Here is a 15,467-nt window from a genome sequence, read left to right on the forward strand (position 1 = left end):
CTATAATGGCATCACAATTTTGTTGTTTACACAACATTTTGTTAGAAAGGAGAAGAATACCTATGAAAACACGATTCAAACACTATTTTCCTTTATTGCTTTTCTGCGTTACCTTTGGTCTGCTGTTTTCTTTTATAACGGTTTCTTCTACCATCCATGCGGAAGAAGCAGAACCGGTCGCTACAGAAACAACAAACACAACAGTAGAAGCAACAACAGAAGATACATCCAATGCCAATATTCAGACAACCGATACAACGACTACTGAAGAAAATACCACAACATCGGCTAATGACCCCATAAAGATTGAATATGACGAGGCTACAGATATCCATTCAGCTGAAAATGGAACTATTATTCTTTATTGTATGAATAATGTACTCCATTGGCCTCATGATACGCCAACTTTTAAGGCACCTACTTATACGTATGTCAATATCGATACGACCAAATTAAGTCCAGCATTGATCCAGAAAATTCAAACTTTATTATATGCTGGTTATCCATACAATGGTCTAAATCTATACAAAGTCGTTTCGGAACCCGTGATCATGTCCGAAAATGAATTCAATGCTTTGTTGAGCCCACCAGATTGGCTTCGTTCCGATTTTTATACCACTCTAGGTGATACGATATTTACGTACGATGACTACAAAAATAAGACGGAAAACTATCAAAAATTGGTAAAATTTACGTCGGAAATGGCATCTTATTATGGCTCTACTCCCTCTTCGGGCCATTCTACTACCCCTTCGGGCCATAGCCATACAGATATCACCAATACATCGTTCTACAACGCGATCTACTTAATGTTAAATTCGAATAATCCTTTGGAAGACTATAGTAGAGAATACGGTACCGATTATGCCGTTACCGAAGCCCAGGCGTATAAAAGCACCGCTTATGCACTATGGAAATTAATGTATGACAATGGCATTACCAACAACAACATTTCGGATGTTTCTCGTTATCCATTAGCCGTAAAATTATTGAATGCATCTGCCACTCTATTAAGTGAAGAACCATCTTCAGATCAGATCAAAGTTGTCGGTGATACAACCTTCCGCTACAATAAAGCCGATGGCAAATGGTATACCGGTACATTGACCTTACAAGTACCCGATACATACTATGGTGATTTCACTTTAACATTACCGGCTGGTATCGAAACCACAACAGGTGTTACTTCGATCACAAACAATGGTTCATTTGTCTTAGTATCCCAAGAAGAACCTTCCAAAGATACATCGATGGAATTGGCTTCTACTTTAGCTTACATATATGGTAAGACACGTGTGTATATTCCTGCCGCTGGTGCCGTAGACTCAAACGGAAAAGGTTTCCAAAACATGGTTGGTGCCATGATCCAACAAAAGAAGATTGCAGCTACAACGGCACTATCGGTTGAACCATATACAGAAGATTCAGGAACAGACCCAAGTACAGATCCAAGTACAGATCCAGGTACGACCCCTAGTACCCAAGATCCAGCGTCAAAAACAGAACAAATCAATAACGAAAAAGAAACAAAAACGGTTCAATCCGTTGCAACAACCTCCGTACAAACAAGTACACAAACACATATTCTTGGTTCTTTCTTTGGCCTTTTGATCACCACAATGGGCCTTATGTTTATTACCAAACGAAATCATTAATATGCCTCCACTTTGGTGGAGGTCTTTTTTTATAAAGAATACCGATGACAAAATGCCATCGGTAGTACTTATATCATTTGTTTGATCTCTTCTATGATTTGTGGAGTTGTCATACCCAGTTCTTCTAATAGTTTTGCTGGATCATATCGATCATAGAAAACTTTTTGGAGCCCATAGTTTTTTACTTTCATCGGTTTGGCACCATAGAAACGACTGATCTTTTCACCAAAACCGCCATCTAATACCCCATCTTCTAAGGTAATCACAATTTCATGATTTGTTTCCAAACGCTTCAACATATCTTCATCCACATTCGATGCGAAGCGTGGATCTATCAAAGTTGGTTGAAAACCAAAGTTCTCTTCTATTGCTTGCGCTAATTCTTGACCTCTTTGATAGAAATCACCCAAAGCTAAGATAGCAACTTTCTCACCTTGTTGTTCGATACGATACTTCAAATCTTCATATGTGGTATCCACATCTCGATGAACTGGCTCATTGCCTGGAATCAAGATCAATACCGGATGATCAGTTTGATCGACCGACCAATCCAGCATGGTTTTATATTCTTCTACACAAGTAGGTGCCAATACAACTAAATTGGGGATATTGATAAATGTCGATAAACCAAAAATACCCAAATGCGTCACATCCGTCAAACCATCAAACGATGAAAAGTTCATGACCATCGTTACAGGATTGTTGTTGATACAAACATCTTGCGAAATTTGATCATACGCACGTTGAATAAAGGTCATATTGGTGATGACCAATGGTTTACCACCATTCCGAGCTACACCGGAAGCCATAGAAACCGCTGCTTCTTCCGAAATACCCGTATCCACATACTGATTTTTTAGTTGTTCTCTTTGTTCTGGCATCAAGCCAATAGAACCAGGCATAGCCGGTGTTATCACCACAAACTTTGGATCGGCTTTCGCTTTTTCAAGGATATAGTTTTGTGTCATGGTCAAATAATTTTCACCTTGACCAAAATCAACCGTTGGCAAACCGGTTTTTCGATCAAATGGCAGGCACCAATGCCAAGCTTCTTTATTTTGTTCAGCCATTTCATACCCTTTTCCTTTTTGCGTATGCATATGCACAACGATAGGATGATCGATATCCTTTACTTTTTCAAATACCGCAATCATCGATTCGATATCATTGCCATTTTCTTCATAAATATAATCCAAACCAAATGTTTTAAAGATATTGTTAGGGCTAGTTCCCTTTGATATGCGAAGATCCTGCAAGCTCTTGTAGAGACCACCATGCGTTTCCGCAATGGCCATTTCATTATCATTCACAAGAATAATAAAGTTGGAATGCATTTCACCCGCTACATTCAAACCAGCCAGTGCTTGACCACCACTTAAAGAACCATCACCAATGACAGCCACAACATTTTCATACATCCCTTTTAAATCACGAGCTTTGGCCAAACCAAGCGCCAATGTGATGGAAGTGGATGTATGACCCACATTAAAGAAGTCATGTTCACTTTCATTGGGATTCGTATAGCCTGAATCTTCTAAGAAATGTTCGTCTTCCACATAGCCTTGCCAACGTCCTGTCAACATCTTGTGCGGATAGGACTGATGCGAAACATCAAACACAAACTTGTCATTGGGTGAATCAAACACATAGTGCATCGCAATTTCAGCTTCGACCATCCCGAAGTTTGGTCCAAAATGACCACCAATCTTGGTTAGACGGTTAAATAAAGCCTCACGCATTTCATTCGATAATGTATGTAATTGATCCATTGATAGTTTTTTTACATCTTCTGGACCAGAAATCGTTTTTAAAATATCGTACATAAGATACCTCCCGGGAAGTATCCTACGACTTAAAGGATACTTTAAGTCAAGCTTTTTTCTTTAAATATGCAATATACGCATTGCCCCACTTTTCAATACTATCTAAAACAATATGAAATTCTTTGCCAATATCCGTTAATGTATATTCCACTTTTGGTGGCACTTCTGGATAAATGGTTCGTAAAATCAAACCTTCTTCTTCCATCTTTTTCAATTGTGATGACAAAGTGGCTTGGGTAATATCGATACTTTTTCGTAATTCACCAAATCGTTTGGGACCTTCATTCAATTCATGCATGATCAAGATGGCCCATTTGCCTTTTAACAATTGTTGCGCTGTCACAAATGGACACTTTCCAAATTCACCAGCTTTTTGACATGTTTCTTTTTTCATTATTTCTCCAATAGTTAAGGAAAAGATACTTACTTTAGTAAAAAATCCTACTTGTTGCTTATAGTGTATATAAGTATAATATTTTTATCAAGTATATTTTTTATACTAAGGAGGAATCACAATGAAAATGCCCATTATTTTTTCGGGACATGGCAGTCCAATGATTGCATAGGAAAATAATGAAATCACTCAAACCATGAAAGCCGTTGGTGATTCGATTGATAAGCCCAAAGCCATCTTGGCAATTTCAGCACATTGGTTTACGGATCAAACCTATATTCAAAGTGCACCTACCCCTAAACAAATTTATGATATGTACGGATTTCCAAAAGAATTATATGAAGTCAAATATCCCGTTTCAGGCTATGCCCCATTGACCGAATCCGTCCAATCCTTGCTTGAATCTTCGGTTTCCATCAATGATACGTGGGGCATTGACCATGGCACTTGGACGGTTCTTGTTCATATGTTTCCGGATGACGATATTCCAGTTGTGCAACTATCAGTAAATCGCCATTTGGATCCGCAACAAAGTTATGAATTGGGTCAAAAACTAGCCTCTCTTCGTGAACAAGGCTATTTGATTTTTGGCAGTGGTAACGTTGTTCATAACCTAGGTCGTGTGGAATGGGACAATCCCGATGGTACTGAAATGACACATCGATTCAATGATGCCATTACCCAGTCCATCGTATCTCATGATCATGCATCTGTGATTCATTATGATACCCATCCCGATGCCGCTTATGCCGTACCAACACCCGATCATTTCTTACCTTTATTGTATTGTTTAGGTGCAGCCAGAAACGACAAGGTCAAGGTATTTAATAATGTATGTAACCTAGGCTCCATGGCCATGACTGGATATGTATTTGGATAAAAAAGTAGGACGTCGATTGTCCTACTTTTTCAATTGTTGATTGATTTGCTTGGCTTCTTTGCGATAATGATAGGCAAAACCAATCCAAACAACAAGGCTCATGCCAATTTCGATAAATGCACCGACTAAATTCGTAAACCATCCAACCATATATCCCGTTATCAAAAGGATTGCACAACCAATACCCAGATGGAAAAGCACCTGCATACTATACGGTATTTGTTCTTTATCGTAGATGAGGCTTGGTAACCCAAATCCCAGTCCAACAATGATGGTTCCTACTGCCATTTTTGTATATTGATAGTTTTCCAGAGGTAAAAAGCCTTGGTGCGTTTGATCAAAGATAATGCCAATGATCACAAAAATAAGCAAAGCTATACTTACACCAATCCAACTGGATTTCATGACTTGTTTCATATTGACCTCCTACAATCCAATTTGTTTCTTAAAATTTTTCAAATAATGTCGTGATACATAGGTTTTCAATCCATTTTTCACATGCAAGACCAATACGCCACCAAAATCAACTTCTACACTTTCACAAGCTTGCATACGAACGATGGATGATTTGGATATTTGTACAAAATCATGACCTAAGATTTGTTTTAATTCATACAATCGTTGTTTGGAACGATACATTTGATTCATGGTATAAACATAAGTTTTTTCCTCTTTGACTTGTACAAAGACAATCTCATTGATGAATAACACATATTGTCGATCTTCTTTTTGGCCAATCAACGTCTGGGTATTCTGTTGCATATACGATAGGATGCGTTGGACTTCTTTATTGATTTCGGGTGTATAAATGATCGCATAGGGTTCTGGGCAATTTTCAATTTTGATTTCTGCTTTCATGGGCCGTTATCTTTCTTCACTTACACTATATAAAATTGGCTGGTTCTTGTCTTGTGTTTATCGGTAAGTGGTCCATATTTGTTGGTAAGGCGTAAAAAAAGCCATGCATCTGCATGACTTATTCACCATCAACAGCTTTCACAAAGCGTTTTGTGATCAATTGTGGACGGGTAATGATGGAACCAACCACCACACTGTAACATCCTAAATCCAATACTCTTCGTGCCTTTTCTGGTGTATCGATATTTCCTTCCGCAATCACAGGACGATCACTTTGAGCAATGAACGTACGAATCAATTCAAAATCATTCGTTTCAATATGATTGCCTTTACTTTCTTCGGTGTAACCAACCAATGTCGTACCTACAAAATCAAAGCCTAATTCATCGGCGTGTTTCATTTCATCCAAAGTGGAACAATCCGCCATGATCTTTTGATCGGGATATTTGGCGCGAATTTCTTTGACCATTTCATCCAATGTTTTACCATCTGGACGAGGTCGACATGTCGCATCCAACGCAATGACGGCTGGTTTCACTTCCATCAAAGCATCGACTTCCTTCATGGTTGGCGTAATAAATACGGGATTATCACCATATGGATGTTTGATGATTCCAATGATTGGTAAATCAACCGTTTTTTGAATTTCTTTGATGTCTTCGACTGTATTCGCACGAATTCCTTTGGCGCCTCCTTGATAGGCAGCTAAAGCCATTCTTCCCATGATGAAACTTGAATGCAATGGTTCATCTGGCAAAGCTTGACAAGACACAATTAAATGTCCTTTTGTGTTACTAATTTCCATTTTTTGTTTCCTCCTCAATATGATCGAGTATCCGTCGTATTTTTCGAATGATCTTATCGGCTTCAACCGGTCCATCAATTTCTTGTTCGATGGATTCCAATTGTTCACTGACTCGTTCAAGATCTTCGACAACATAATACGATGGTAATTGACCTAAATATTCACCAGCTTTATGATACCCCTGATTGGCTGCTTGAGACAACCAATAATGTGCTTTTACCAAGTCTTTGGAAACGCCCCATCCTTTGTGGTAACAAACGCCTAAATTAAATTGAGACCGTGCATGGCCCAACACAGCCGCCTTTTCAAAATAATGAACAGCTAATTTTTTATCACTTTCAATACCCGTACCATTAAAGTACATCAATGCGATATTAAACATCGCATCCTGATCATTGTATTGACAAGCTTCTTTAAAAAAGCGGAAAGCTCGTTTATAACTTTGGCCCACACCTTTTCCTTCGTAGTAATCCCAAGCAACAGCAGTAATGGCTGGTATATAACCCAATCGCGTCAATTCGGCATAGATCAAATGAGCATGTAGTTCGCTTTTATCACAACCCCAACCATGGCGATAACAGTTTCCTAATTCGTAAATGGCATCCAAATTACTGCCTTTTGCATGATATTGACAATAACGAAATAAATTATAATAGTCTTTATCTTTTTTTAATCGTTTCACACGATCGATGGTAAATTCTTCTTTCATTCGAATAATCGCTCCTGCGTAAAGATAGCTTGTGGCCGTGATTCGTACATGCGGTCTGTATCTAAACTATAGAATAGACCCGCATCGATGATATGTTCAAGCATATATCTTCGATCCACACGTATACCATACCACTGATAGAGATAGGTAATGCAACTATTGACTGTCAATCCTGGTTGTTCATGCATCAATTGTAAAAAGAAATCACGCATATTGGGTGGGGTATTTTTCACAAAGACCCAACTATCGCCAACTGTCATCATTTGAATGCTTGTTTCACTCTTCAATAACGATTTATAAAAAGAATTTGCTACTTGTTGCGATACAATACGTAATTGTTTCAAAGATTGTTGTGTAAAGTATTGTCCATCTGCCACAGCATCTTTGATTTGTTCAATGTATTGTTTTAAATCTTTTTTAGAAATATCGAGTTGTTTCAATGTGACATAATGACCAGGTGTCCATTCAAATACATCCAATCGTTTTTCTAATCGTTCCAAGGCATATTGGAAAGTAAGAATATCCATATGACGCGGTTGAATCTCCGAAGCATGTTCTTGTATCCATTGTTCAAAGTATCGACCCGGCGTATGAGGTTCTTTTAGTAAATAACCAGCATATAATTTATATCCCAAACGACGAATCACATACGCATCCATCAATTGGGAATTCAAATGTTGTTCTTCAATGGCATTTTGATAATCTTCCACAAAATAGAAATCTTCCGTTAAGCTATTTTTCATGGTCTGGAAATCTTGGGAATGCAAGATGGCCTCATCCACAATATCAATGCGATTTTCTTCAATATAAACATTAAAATTGCGTCGCAAATACGAATAGAAAGATCTAATATCATAACCATATTTATTGGCCATATGACGAGCAAATACTTCCACGTCGATAGGCGCACAGGCTTTGATTTCTTGTTTCACAATTTCATTTTCATTGCCGTGTCCAAACACCAACATTGGCATACGACTAAATTCCATTTCATTCACATCGATTTGATACCGTTCTTTCCCTGTACGTAATAAGGAATGCAATTCATATTGATCGCGAATATCATACATTTCCATGACATCACGATGATCTTCAAAGACCTTTTTTGTCGAAACAATCGTATCTTTATATTGTGCTAATTGTGTGTAACGGATAATGGCTTGTACCAATTTGCGACTCACGATTCGATATCGAGATCCTTTCTTGGCAGAATGAACGAGATAACCTTGTTTCAAAATAGAATTTAAACGAAAATCATGCAGAGCCCATTCTTCTTGTTTTTCGGGATAAACAGCATGTAAGATTTTATTATAGCGTTTTTCCACATCTTTTTTTTGGAAATAGCCATCAAAAGAATGACAGATGGCTTGTAGAAAACCATTGCGATCGTCTTTGGAAACCCATTGATCATATACATGTAAATAATGTTTCGCTAAGTATTGTTTTAATTTTTTCGTATTAATGACGAATTCTTTTGCCACATCACGACTAAGAACATCCCCATTCAATTGTATTTTTGTCCCATCAAGATCTTCGTGATATCGTTCTTGAATATATCCATAGGTTGGTTCCAAGGCATCGGTCAACGCATAAAAGGTGTCTTTATCCATATCATAATGCATCAATAAATCACGATAGACATCTTCTTTCACGATGGGAAAATGATCGATTTCTTGATGAAAGATTTGACTGACCCGTGATCGAGAAATGGGTGGCGATAAACGCAGGCCAATGGATTCCATCGTTTTTCCATACAAATGTTCTACGACGATCGTACGAGCCGTCATATCGTGAATGGAATCCAGCACTTCGCTTAAACTTTTATGAGGGAAGATCTTTTTGTTCTTATATCCACGGGCATCGTGAATGATCAAGTCTTCCTCTTCCAAGGTATCCAAAATATGGATCAATAGATCTTCATCGGATCGCCACAACATGGTTTCCATGATTTCTTCAATGGTATAGATGGTGTTGGTACCACGAAAGAAATCACAGACATCTTTCCGAAGAATTTCTTGTTTGCGATAGTCACTATCTTCTACTAACATATGCATCGCAAACCGACAGGCTTCCATGATTTTGGATGCGGTATAGACAGAAAGATCTAAGGTTTTCATGATTTGTTCACGATTCATGAAGAGAAGATCTTCCAAGTTCACTTTTCCAAAAATATAATCACGAATGATCGTACGCGATAAACCATAATTCAATAGTAGATACACACTATTGCCATCTATACCATGCACGGCTTTGATCTCTTCTTTATGATCATCAATAATATCCATTATTTTTAATACTTGTTTCCATTCAAAAAGTGGTTGCAATTGAATCATCAAAGCATTATGTGTATCTTGGATCTGGATGCCTTGTTCAATAAGTTCTTGAACGATTTGTGGACAATATGCATAATCCATTAATTTCCAGTTTTCGATGCCTAATTGTTTTTCCATGGGTTCATTCGATCCAACCAAATTTTTGGCATGCATGATAGATGCCATCGTCCACATTGGCATCGGTCACATAACTTGCATGACTTTTTAATTCATCAGTGGCATTGCCCATCGCAATGGATGTCCATTGTGGATCGAACATGACTAAATCATTATGATCATCACCAAATACAACAACATCTTTTGGATTGGCATGAAGGGTTTCCATCATATCGAGAATGCCTTGTCGTTTGGCATCGTATTGATACATCAAATATTCCGGTTGAAAACGCAAATTGCCCAATGTATCTTTTAACTTCAATTTATATTCTTCTTCTTTGGGAATGGAAAAATACATCTTATATATTATAGGTAAAGTTTCATAGTCTAAATCGGGATCAATGATATATTCCGTTGGTTCTTTGCGAGGACCACATTGTTCTCTGAACTTATCATCTTTCGCATAAACTTTTACAGAATCATCCAACATCAAAAGCGCCCCATATCCAAGGTCGGTTTCTTCTTTTAAGATGGCTTTGGCCTTGGCTAGATCCAATGGTTCATTTTTGATCAATTGATCATCAACTACGAGTCCCCCACCGCCGCAGCAGACCATATTATGTAAACCGACTTCTTCCATAAAAGGAACGGCTTTATAGTGAGCACGACCCGTAGCAATCGCAACAAAATGTCCATTCTCTTGGAGTTCATTCAAAGCTTGTTGCGCTGAAGGAACAATCTTTCCTGTTGAACGATCTGTCAATGTACCATCAATATCGAAAAAGAAATATTTTTTATTCATCTGTCAATTACCTCTAAACTATCTAATGCGCGAATATATTTTTCTTCAGGACTTTTTTCCATGATAACACCCGTAAAATCGGAAATATGTGCAAAAGCATAATTTCCTGTCATTTCAAACTTTCTTGTTTCTAACATCATATACGTGGATTTGGTTTGTTTCAATACAGCTTGTTTGGTCAATGCATCTTCCACGCTGTAATTAAAGATCTTGCCAGATTCAATGTCCACGCCTTCTATACCAATGAATGCTTTATCAAATTGATAGGGACTCAATTGCGCCATAGCTAAAGCGCCGGCAAAGGCATCGCCTTGTTGATTCAAATGGCCACCCAGCAATATAAAATGTCGATTATTTGTTGTCGCATAAAGATTCGCAATATCGAGCATATTGGTCACAATGGTTGCGCCTTTATCGTTGTCCACTAATAATCGTGCTAATTCTAAATTCGAGGTGGAAAGATCTAAAAAAATTAAATCATTGGGTTCGATCAATTGATAGGCTCTTTGTGCAATCGCTTGTTTGGCTGGTCGATTTTGACTGATTCGTTTGGATGCCACAAGATCCTGGGCTGCAATTTTTTTACGAATGCGAACCGCCCCTCCATATGTCTTTTTTAGTAAGCCTTGTTTCTGTAAAACACTCAGATCCTTACGAATACTATCCTGTGTTACATTATATTTAATGGCTAATTCTTTCACCAAAACAGATCCTTTTTCATTGACTTCTTCAACGATGGCTTCTTGTCTTTGTTGGGCTAACATCCTTTATTCCCCCTAGAGTTCATTGTCTTTATTATACTATAGAAAATTTTATTGGTCATTTTTTATGAAATGCTTAAATTTCGCCTATCTAAGGCCTTTGGTCCCTTGCATATTTATTTTGGAACCATTAAACTAAAGGCCATGAGACTATAAGGAGGAAACGTATTATGGATATCAGTGCAAACATTAAGCGCCTAGGCCTTGGCAAAGCCATCGACTATGCGATCAAAGATCCCAAAAAAAACTTTCCAAAATTACTGGATTGGGCTGATAAATTTTCTGGTGGAGGATTCGAGCGTGAACGTGTAGGAATTCGTAAAATCATCGAAGATCCATCTAACCCATACTATTCATTCATCTATGACCGTTTATTAACGTTAGATCCTGAAATGATCAAAAAAGTTGGTGTCAACTTCTTCATCAATTCTGCTTTGGAAGGATGGAAGAAACAAGATGAATATCGTGAAAAATACCAATGCAATATTCCTTGGGCTATTTTACTCGATCCAACCAGTGCTTGTAATCTACATTGTATTGGCTGCTGGGCTGCCGAATATGGAAATAAATTGAATCTTTCCTATGATGAGATCGATGACATCATTCGTCAAGGAAAAGAAATGGGTGTCTACATGTATATCTATACAGGTGGAGAACCATTGGTACGTAAAAAAGATTTGATCAAATTATGTGAAAAACATGATGACTGCATCTTCTTAAGCTTTACCAACTCCACTTTGATTGATGAAGCATTTGCGGATGAAATGCTTCGTGTAAAGAATTTCATTCCTGCCATCTCTTTGGAAGGTAATGAAGAAACAACCGATGCGCGTCGTGGTAAAGGTGTCTATCAATCCGTTATGCGCGCTACTCAATTGTTGCGTGAACGCCGCTTGCCATTTGGATTTAGTTGCTGCTATACCAGCCAAAACTGGGATGCCATCACAAGCGATGAATATTTCCAAAAGATGATCGATTTGGGTGCTTACTTCACATGGTATTTCCATTTCATGCCAACAGGTATGGCTTCATCACCTGAATTGATGCCAAATCCAGAACAACGTACGGCAGTTATGCGTCGTATTCGTAAGGCACGTGCAACCAAGCCATTATTCTTGTTGGATTTCCAAAATGATGGTGAATATGTTGGTGGATGTATTGCCGGTGGTCGTCGTTACTTACACATCAATGCGCGTGGTGATGTCGATCCTTGTGTATTTATCCACTATAGCGATTCCAACATTCGTGAAAAATCTTTGTTGGATTGCTTACGTAGTCCAATGTTCATGGCTTATCATGATGGACAACCTTTCAATGACAATCAATTGAAACCTTGCCCAATGCTCGAAAACCCTGATGCTTTACCAGAAATGGTCAAAAAAGCAGGTGCCCATTCAACGGACCCTGAAGAACCAGAACCAGTTGATCATTTACGTTCGAAAACCGTTGAATACGCAAAGAATTGGGGTCCTGTGGCTGATCAATTGTGGGAGCAACGTAAAGCCGAATTACGTGCTAAATACAATTTACATGACTAAGACAAAAACTTGCATCGATTTGGTGCAAGTTTTTATTTTTTTTAACATTCATCTTGTATAAAAAAATTGAACACAATCTACCTTTGCCACGTATCTAAAAAAGAAAGGAGTTTTATTTATGGCAAAAATTAAACGTTCAAATTGTATTCAAGGTTTTGTATTTAAAGATGGTCGTTATGATAAGCCGTATGTCTTTTTACGTACACCAGAAAATATCGTACGTTTCTTATTGACCCATACGCAAGAACAAATTAGTCTAGCAGATGTTAATTATCATGATTTATTAAAGGTAGATGACAAAGGTCAAATCGATACACACTTTGATCAATCTTTCTATGATGAGATTCGTCCGGTATGGGAGGCCTATAAAGTGAAAGAAATGATTCATCCATTAGCTTTTAAAGAATTTGCTTCCGAACGTCTACAAAATGAAATTGCTGATCAAATTCAAATCATCTAGATAAAAGAAACCTCCAGGGCTTTGTTCCTGGAGGTTTATGCATTTCGTAAGAATGTTTTATCCACTGCTTTTTTCATGATCAATAGACAATCCGGTATGATGGCTAAATTACATGCTACATAGATACCTTGCCAGAAGGTCAATCCAACCAGATAAAGTAAGCTATGGAACAGAGTCAAACCAATCACGAGTCCCGCAAACATACAAATCAATAAGAGTTTGCGAAGTTGTGTCATTGGTGTACATACGGTATATAACACACACAAAGAGTTCCATGAGGCAACGATGGTACAAATCGTTGAAAATTGGGCACCACTCATTTGGAGCGGTTGTCTAAATAAATTCGCAAAGACAACGGATAAGATAACCATAACGGCTCCTGGTAAGGCTCGTCCAAATACATGTTGTAAGAAATGGCCAGTGACTCGTTCTTCATTGGGTTCCAGCGCCAAGACAAAACCAGGAATACCTGTTCCTAATAGGGATACCAATGATAATTGAATCGGTTTAAATGGATACGCACTAAACCAGAAAATCGTAATCAAGGATAAACCAAAGGAGAACATGGTTTTTACCAAGAACAACGAGGCCGAACGTTGAATGTTATTAATGACAATACGGCCTTCACGTAGGATCGATGGCATCGCCCGAAATTGATCTTTCAATAAGACCAAGCTGGCCACACCTTTGGTGGCTTCTGATCCGGATCCCATCGCAATTGAGCAATCCGCTTCTTTTAAGGCCATAACATCGTTGACACCATCACCCGTCATGGCTACGGTATGACCTTGACCTTGTAACGCAACGACCATTTGTTTCTTTTGTTCTGGGGTGACACGTCCAAAAATGGAATACGTTTGTACGGCTTGATCAATATCTTTGACCGTTGTCATATCAACAGCTCGACCTTTTACACCGGCTTTTTGAGCAATCGCAGCCACAGTACGCGGATCATCACCAGAAATGATCTTCACATTCACATTTTGTTTATAGAAATACTGTAAGGTACGACGAATATTTGGTCGTAATACATCTTGAATACCAATCAAACCAATCACTTCATTATTACCACGAATTTGATCACCCATGATGCGACCTTTTGCCAAAACAAGAACACGCATACCTTGTTGAGCATAGGATTCAATGCGTTCATTGATCCAATTTTCTTGTTGATTCACAATAAAGGAATAGGCACCGGTCATATAGGCGCGATTGCCTTCAAACACAACAGCACTGGCTTTTCGACTACTTGAAAAGGGAATGGTTCGAATACAATGGGTATCGCCTTTACCGGCATAGGTTCGAATGGCTTGGGCCGTGGCATTATCGTCACTTAAACAAGAATACATATTTGCTAATATATATTGCATCTCTTCATCGGATGTTTTTCCTAAACCATCGGTCAATACGACTTTCATCTTTCCTTGGGTAATGGTTCCCGTTTTATCCAGGCAGAGCGTATCGACACGTGCTAAAGTTTCAATACAATATAATTCTTGTACCAAGACTTGTTTACGTGATAATTTCACAGCGCCCATAGCTAGGGCGGTACTTGTTAATAAGACCAAGCCTTCAGGAATCATACCAATGACAGCGGCTACGGTCGATAAAATGGCACTGCGCCATTGAACAAGATTTTCCATCAATTGTTTGATCAACATGATTGATCCGGTTGGAATCAATACAATCGTGGAAAAGCGGATAATGGCATTGATACTATCACGCAATTCGGATGGATATTGTTTTTCACGTTTGGCACTTTCCAAAATGGAATGGGAATACGTATCTGCCCCCACTTTGACAACTTGGGCTTTGGCTTGTCCAGAAACCACAAAGGAACCAGACATCAAGGCATCTCCATATTTTTTGATAACCGAGTCGCTTTCACCAGTTAAAATGGATTCATTGCATTCGACTTGACCTTCAACCACGATGGCATCCACACTGATTTGATCACCGGTTCTGACCATCAAGATATCATTGCGGACAATTTGTTCCATCGGAATGGATTTGATCTTGCCGTTTCGTAACACATTGGCTTTTTGTTGGTTTAATAAAGCTAGATTATCCAAAATCTTTTTGGATCGAATTTCTTGGATAATACCAATAACGGTATTTAAAAAAACCAAACCAACAAACATCATGTTGCGGTAGGCGCCCGTTATAAAAACCATCAATCCCAAAACTAAGTTGATGGCGTTAAATAATGTACAGAAATTATCGTGAATGATCTGTTTATAAGAACGTGAATTTTTATCTTCATAGACATTTGGTTGCGAGCGTAAAACTTGCTCATCGTTCAGTCCTGTTTTGATATTTGTATGTCGTGCTATCCTTAAATTCATAAATCAAT

14 protein-coding genes are annotated in these 15,467 nt (G+C 38.3%); 4 read left to right on the forward strand and 10 right to left on the reverse strand.

The genetic code is table 11. The features are described 5' to 3' along the window. The first annotated feature begins 62 nt into the window (after positions 1-62). Positions 63-1,655, forward strand: a complete 1,593-nt coding sequence (locus tag EDX97_RS06215; protein WP_128520302.1) for a hypothetical protein — start codon at positions 63-65, stop codon at positions 1,653-1,655. A gap of 68 nt (positions 1,656-1,723) precedes the next feature. On the opposite strand, the gene EDX97_RS06220 is transcribed toward EDX97_RS06215, so the two are convergent. Both EDX97_RS06220 and EDX97_RS06225 read right to left on the reverse strand, forming a co-directional pair. Then, positions 1,724-3,478, reverse strand: coding sequence for a 1-deoxy-D-xylulose-5-phosphate synthase (locus EDX97_RS06220; protein WP_128520303.1), 1,755 nt, complete (start codon positions 3,476-3,478; stop codon positions 1,724-1,726). 46 nt (positions 3,479-3,524) lie between these two features. Beyond that, entirely contained in the window at positions 3,525-3,872 is a 348-nt protein-coding gene (locus tag EDX97_RS06225) for a winged helix-turn-helix transcriptional regulator (RefSeq protein WP_128520304.1), read from the reverse strand. A gap of 196 nt (positions 3,873-4,068) precedes the next feature. Here EDX97_RS06225 and EDX97_RS06230 point away from each other — a divergent pair, with 196 nt between their 5' ends. Continuing rightward, a complete protein-coding gene (locus tag EDX97_RS06230; protein ID WP_221175900.1) occupies positions 4,069-4,752 on the forward strand; it encodes a dioxygenase family protein in 684 nt (227 codons plus the stop codon). A 21-nt stretch (positions 4,753-4,773) separates the two neighbouring features. On the opposite strand, the gene EDX97_RS06235 is transcribed toward EDX97_RS06230, so the two are convergent. The 7 genes from EDX97_RS06235 to EDX97_RS06265 all read right to left on the reverse strand — a co-directional run bounded on the left by EDX97_RS06235 (position 4,774) and on the right by EDX97_RS06265 (position 11,119). Next, positions 4,774-5,169 (reverse strand): DUF3021 domain-containing protein, encoded by a 396-nt coding sequence (locus EDX97_RS06235; RefSeq protein WP_128520305.1) that lies wholly within the window; start codon positions 5,167-5,169, stop codon positions 4,774-4,776. 9 nt (positions 5,170-5,178) lie between these two features. Beyond that, the gene (locus tag EDX97_RS06240; RefSeq protein ID WP_128520306.1) at positions 5,179-5,610 is read right to left on the reverse strand and encodes a LytTR family DNA-binding domain-containing protein; all 432 of its coding nucleotides are present in this window, start codon (positions 5,608-5,610) and stop codon (positions 5,179-5,181) included. Between the two features lie 118 nt (positions 5,611-5,728). Beyond that, the gene (locus EDX97_RS06245; RefSeq protein WP_128520307.1) at positions 5,729-6,415 is read right to left on the reverse strand and encodes an N-acetylmannosamine-6-phosphate 2-epimerase; all 687 of its coding nucleotides are present in this window, start codon (positions 6,413-6,415) and stop codon (positions 5,729-5,731) included. After that, a complete protein-coding gene (locus EDX97_RS06250) occupies positions 6,405-7,124 on the reverse strand; it encodes a tetratricopeptide repeat protein (RefSeq protein ID WP_128520308.1) in 720 nt (239 codons plus the stop codon). Before EDX97_RS06250 ends, EDX97_RS06245 begins: the two co-directional genes overlap by 11 nt. Beyond that, entirely contained in the window at positions 7,121-9,610 is a 2,490-nt protein-coding gene (locus EDX97_RS06255; RefSeq protein ID WP_128520309.1) for a hypothetical protein, read from the reverse strand. The genes EDX97_RS06250 and EDX97_RS06255 overlap by 4 nt, the downstream gene beginning before the upstream one ends. Then, complete coding sequence (locus EDX97_RS06260) at positions 9,579-10,355, reverse strand: HAD-IIB family hydrolase (protein WP_128520310.1); 777 nt, start codon at positions 10,353-10,355, stop codon at positions 9,579-9,581. Before EDX97_RS06260 ends, EDX97_RS06255 begins: the two co-directional genes overlap by 32 nt. Next, on the reverse strand, positions 10,352-11,119 hold the full coding sequence (locus EDX97_RS06265) for a DeoR/GlpR family DNA-binding transcription regulator (protein WP_128520311.1): 768 nt from the start codon (positions 11,117-11,119) through the stop codon (positions 10,352-10,354). The genes EDX97_RS06260 and EDX97_RS06265 overlap by 4 nt, the downstream gene beginning before the upstream one ends. Positions 11,120-11,286: 167 nt before the next feature. Between EDX97_RS06265 and EDX97_RS06270 the strand changes: the two genes are divergently transcribed. Both EDX97_RS06270 and EDX97_RS06275 read left to right on the forward strand, forming a co-directional pair. Next, positions 11,287-12,654, forward strand: a complete 1,368-nt coding sequence (locus tag EDX97_RS06270) for a radical SAM protein (RefSeq protein ID WP_128520312.1) — start codon at positions 11,287-11,289, stop codon at positions 12,652-12,654. Between the two features lie 118 nt (positions 12,655-12,772). Then, positions 12,773-13,114 carry a hypothetical protein gene (locus EDX97_RS06275; RefSeq protein WP_128520313.1) on the forward strand — a complete coding sequence of 114 codons (342 nt, stop codon included), beginning with the start codon at positions 12,773-12,775 and terminating at the stop codon, positions 13,112-13,114. A gap of 35 nt (positions 13,115-13,149) precedes the next feature. On the opposite strand, the gene EDX97_RS06280 is transcribed toward EDX97_RS06275, so the two are convergent. After that, the gene (locus tag EDX97_RS06280; RefSeq protein ID WP_128520314.1) at positions 13,150-15,459 is read right to left on the reverse strand and encodes an HAD-IC family P-type ATPase; all 2,310 of its coding nucleotides are present in this window, start codon (positions 15,457-15,459) and stop codon (positions 13,150-13,152) included. Positions 15,460-15,467: the final 8 nt, after the last annotated feature.

It is taken from the genome of Absicoccus porci (assembly GCF_003725415.1).
Taxonomy (GTDB): domain Bacteria; phylum Bacillota_I; class Bacilli_A; order Erysipelotrichales; family Erysipelotrichaceae; genus Absicoccus; species Absicoccus porci.

Excerpts from the sequence above, each read along its gene's own strand:
- EDX97_RS06215 (WP_128520302.1), top strand. The coding sequence starts at position 63 with ATGAAAACACGATTCAAACACTATTTTCCTTTATTGCTTTTCTGCGTT.
- EDX97_RS06220 (WP_128520303.1), bottom strand. The coding sequence starts at position 3,478 with ATGTACGATATTTTAAAAACGATTTCTGGTCCAGAAGATGTAAAAAAA.
- EDX97_RS06225 (WP_128520304.1), bottom strand. The coding sequence starts at position 3,872 with ATGAAAAAAGAAACATGTCAAAAAGCTGGTGAATTTGGAAAGTGTCCA.
- EDX97_RS06230 (WP_221175900.1), top strand. The coding sequence starts at position 4,069 with ATGAAAGCCGTTGGTGATTCGATTGATAAGCCCAAAGCCATCTTGGCA.
- EDX97_RS06235 (WP_128520305.1), bottom strand. The coding sequence starts at position 5,169 with ATGAAACAAGTCATGAAATCCAGTTGGATTGGTGTAAGTATAGCTTTG.
- EDX97_RS06240 (WP_128520306.1), bottom strand. The coding sequence starts at position 5,610 with ATGAAAGCAGAAATCAAAATTGAAAATTGCCCAGAACCCTATGCGATC.
- EDX97_RS06245 (WP_128520307.1), bottom strand. The coding sequence starts at position 6,415 with ATGGAAATTAGTAACACAAAAGGACATTTAATTGTGTCTTGTCAAGCT.
- EDX97_RS06250 (WP_128520308.1), bottom strand. The coding sequence starts at position 7,124 with ATGAAAGAAGAATTTACCATCGATCGTGTGAAACGATTAAAAAAAGAT.
- EDX97_RS06255 (WP_128520309.1), bottom strand. The coding sequence starts at position 9,610 with ATGCATGCCAAAAATTTGGTTGGATCGAATGAACCCATGGAAAAACAA.
- EDX97_RS06260 (WP_128520310.1), bottom strand. The coding sequence starts at position 10,355 with ATGAATAAAAAATATTTCTTTTTCGATATTGATGGTACATTGACAGAT.
- EDX97_RS06265 (WP_128520311.1), bottom strand. The coding sequence starts at position 11,119 with ATGTTAGCCCAACAAAGACAAGAAGCCATCGTTGAAGAAGTCAATGAA.
- EDX97_RS06270 (WP_128520312.1), top strand. The coding sequence starts at position 11,287 with ATGGATATCAGTGCAAACATTAAGCGCCTAGGCCTTGGCAAAGCCATC.
- EDX97_RS06275 (WP_128520313.1), top strand. The coding sequence starts at position 12,773 with ATGGCAAAAATTAAACGTTCAAATTGTATTCAAGGTTTTGTATTTAAA.
- EDX97_RS06280 (WP_128520314.1), bottom strand. The coding sequence starts at position 15,459 with ATGAATTTAAGGATAGCACGACATACAAATATCAAAACAGGACTGAAC.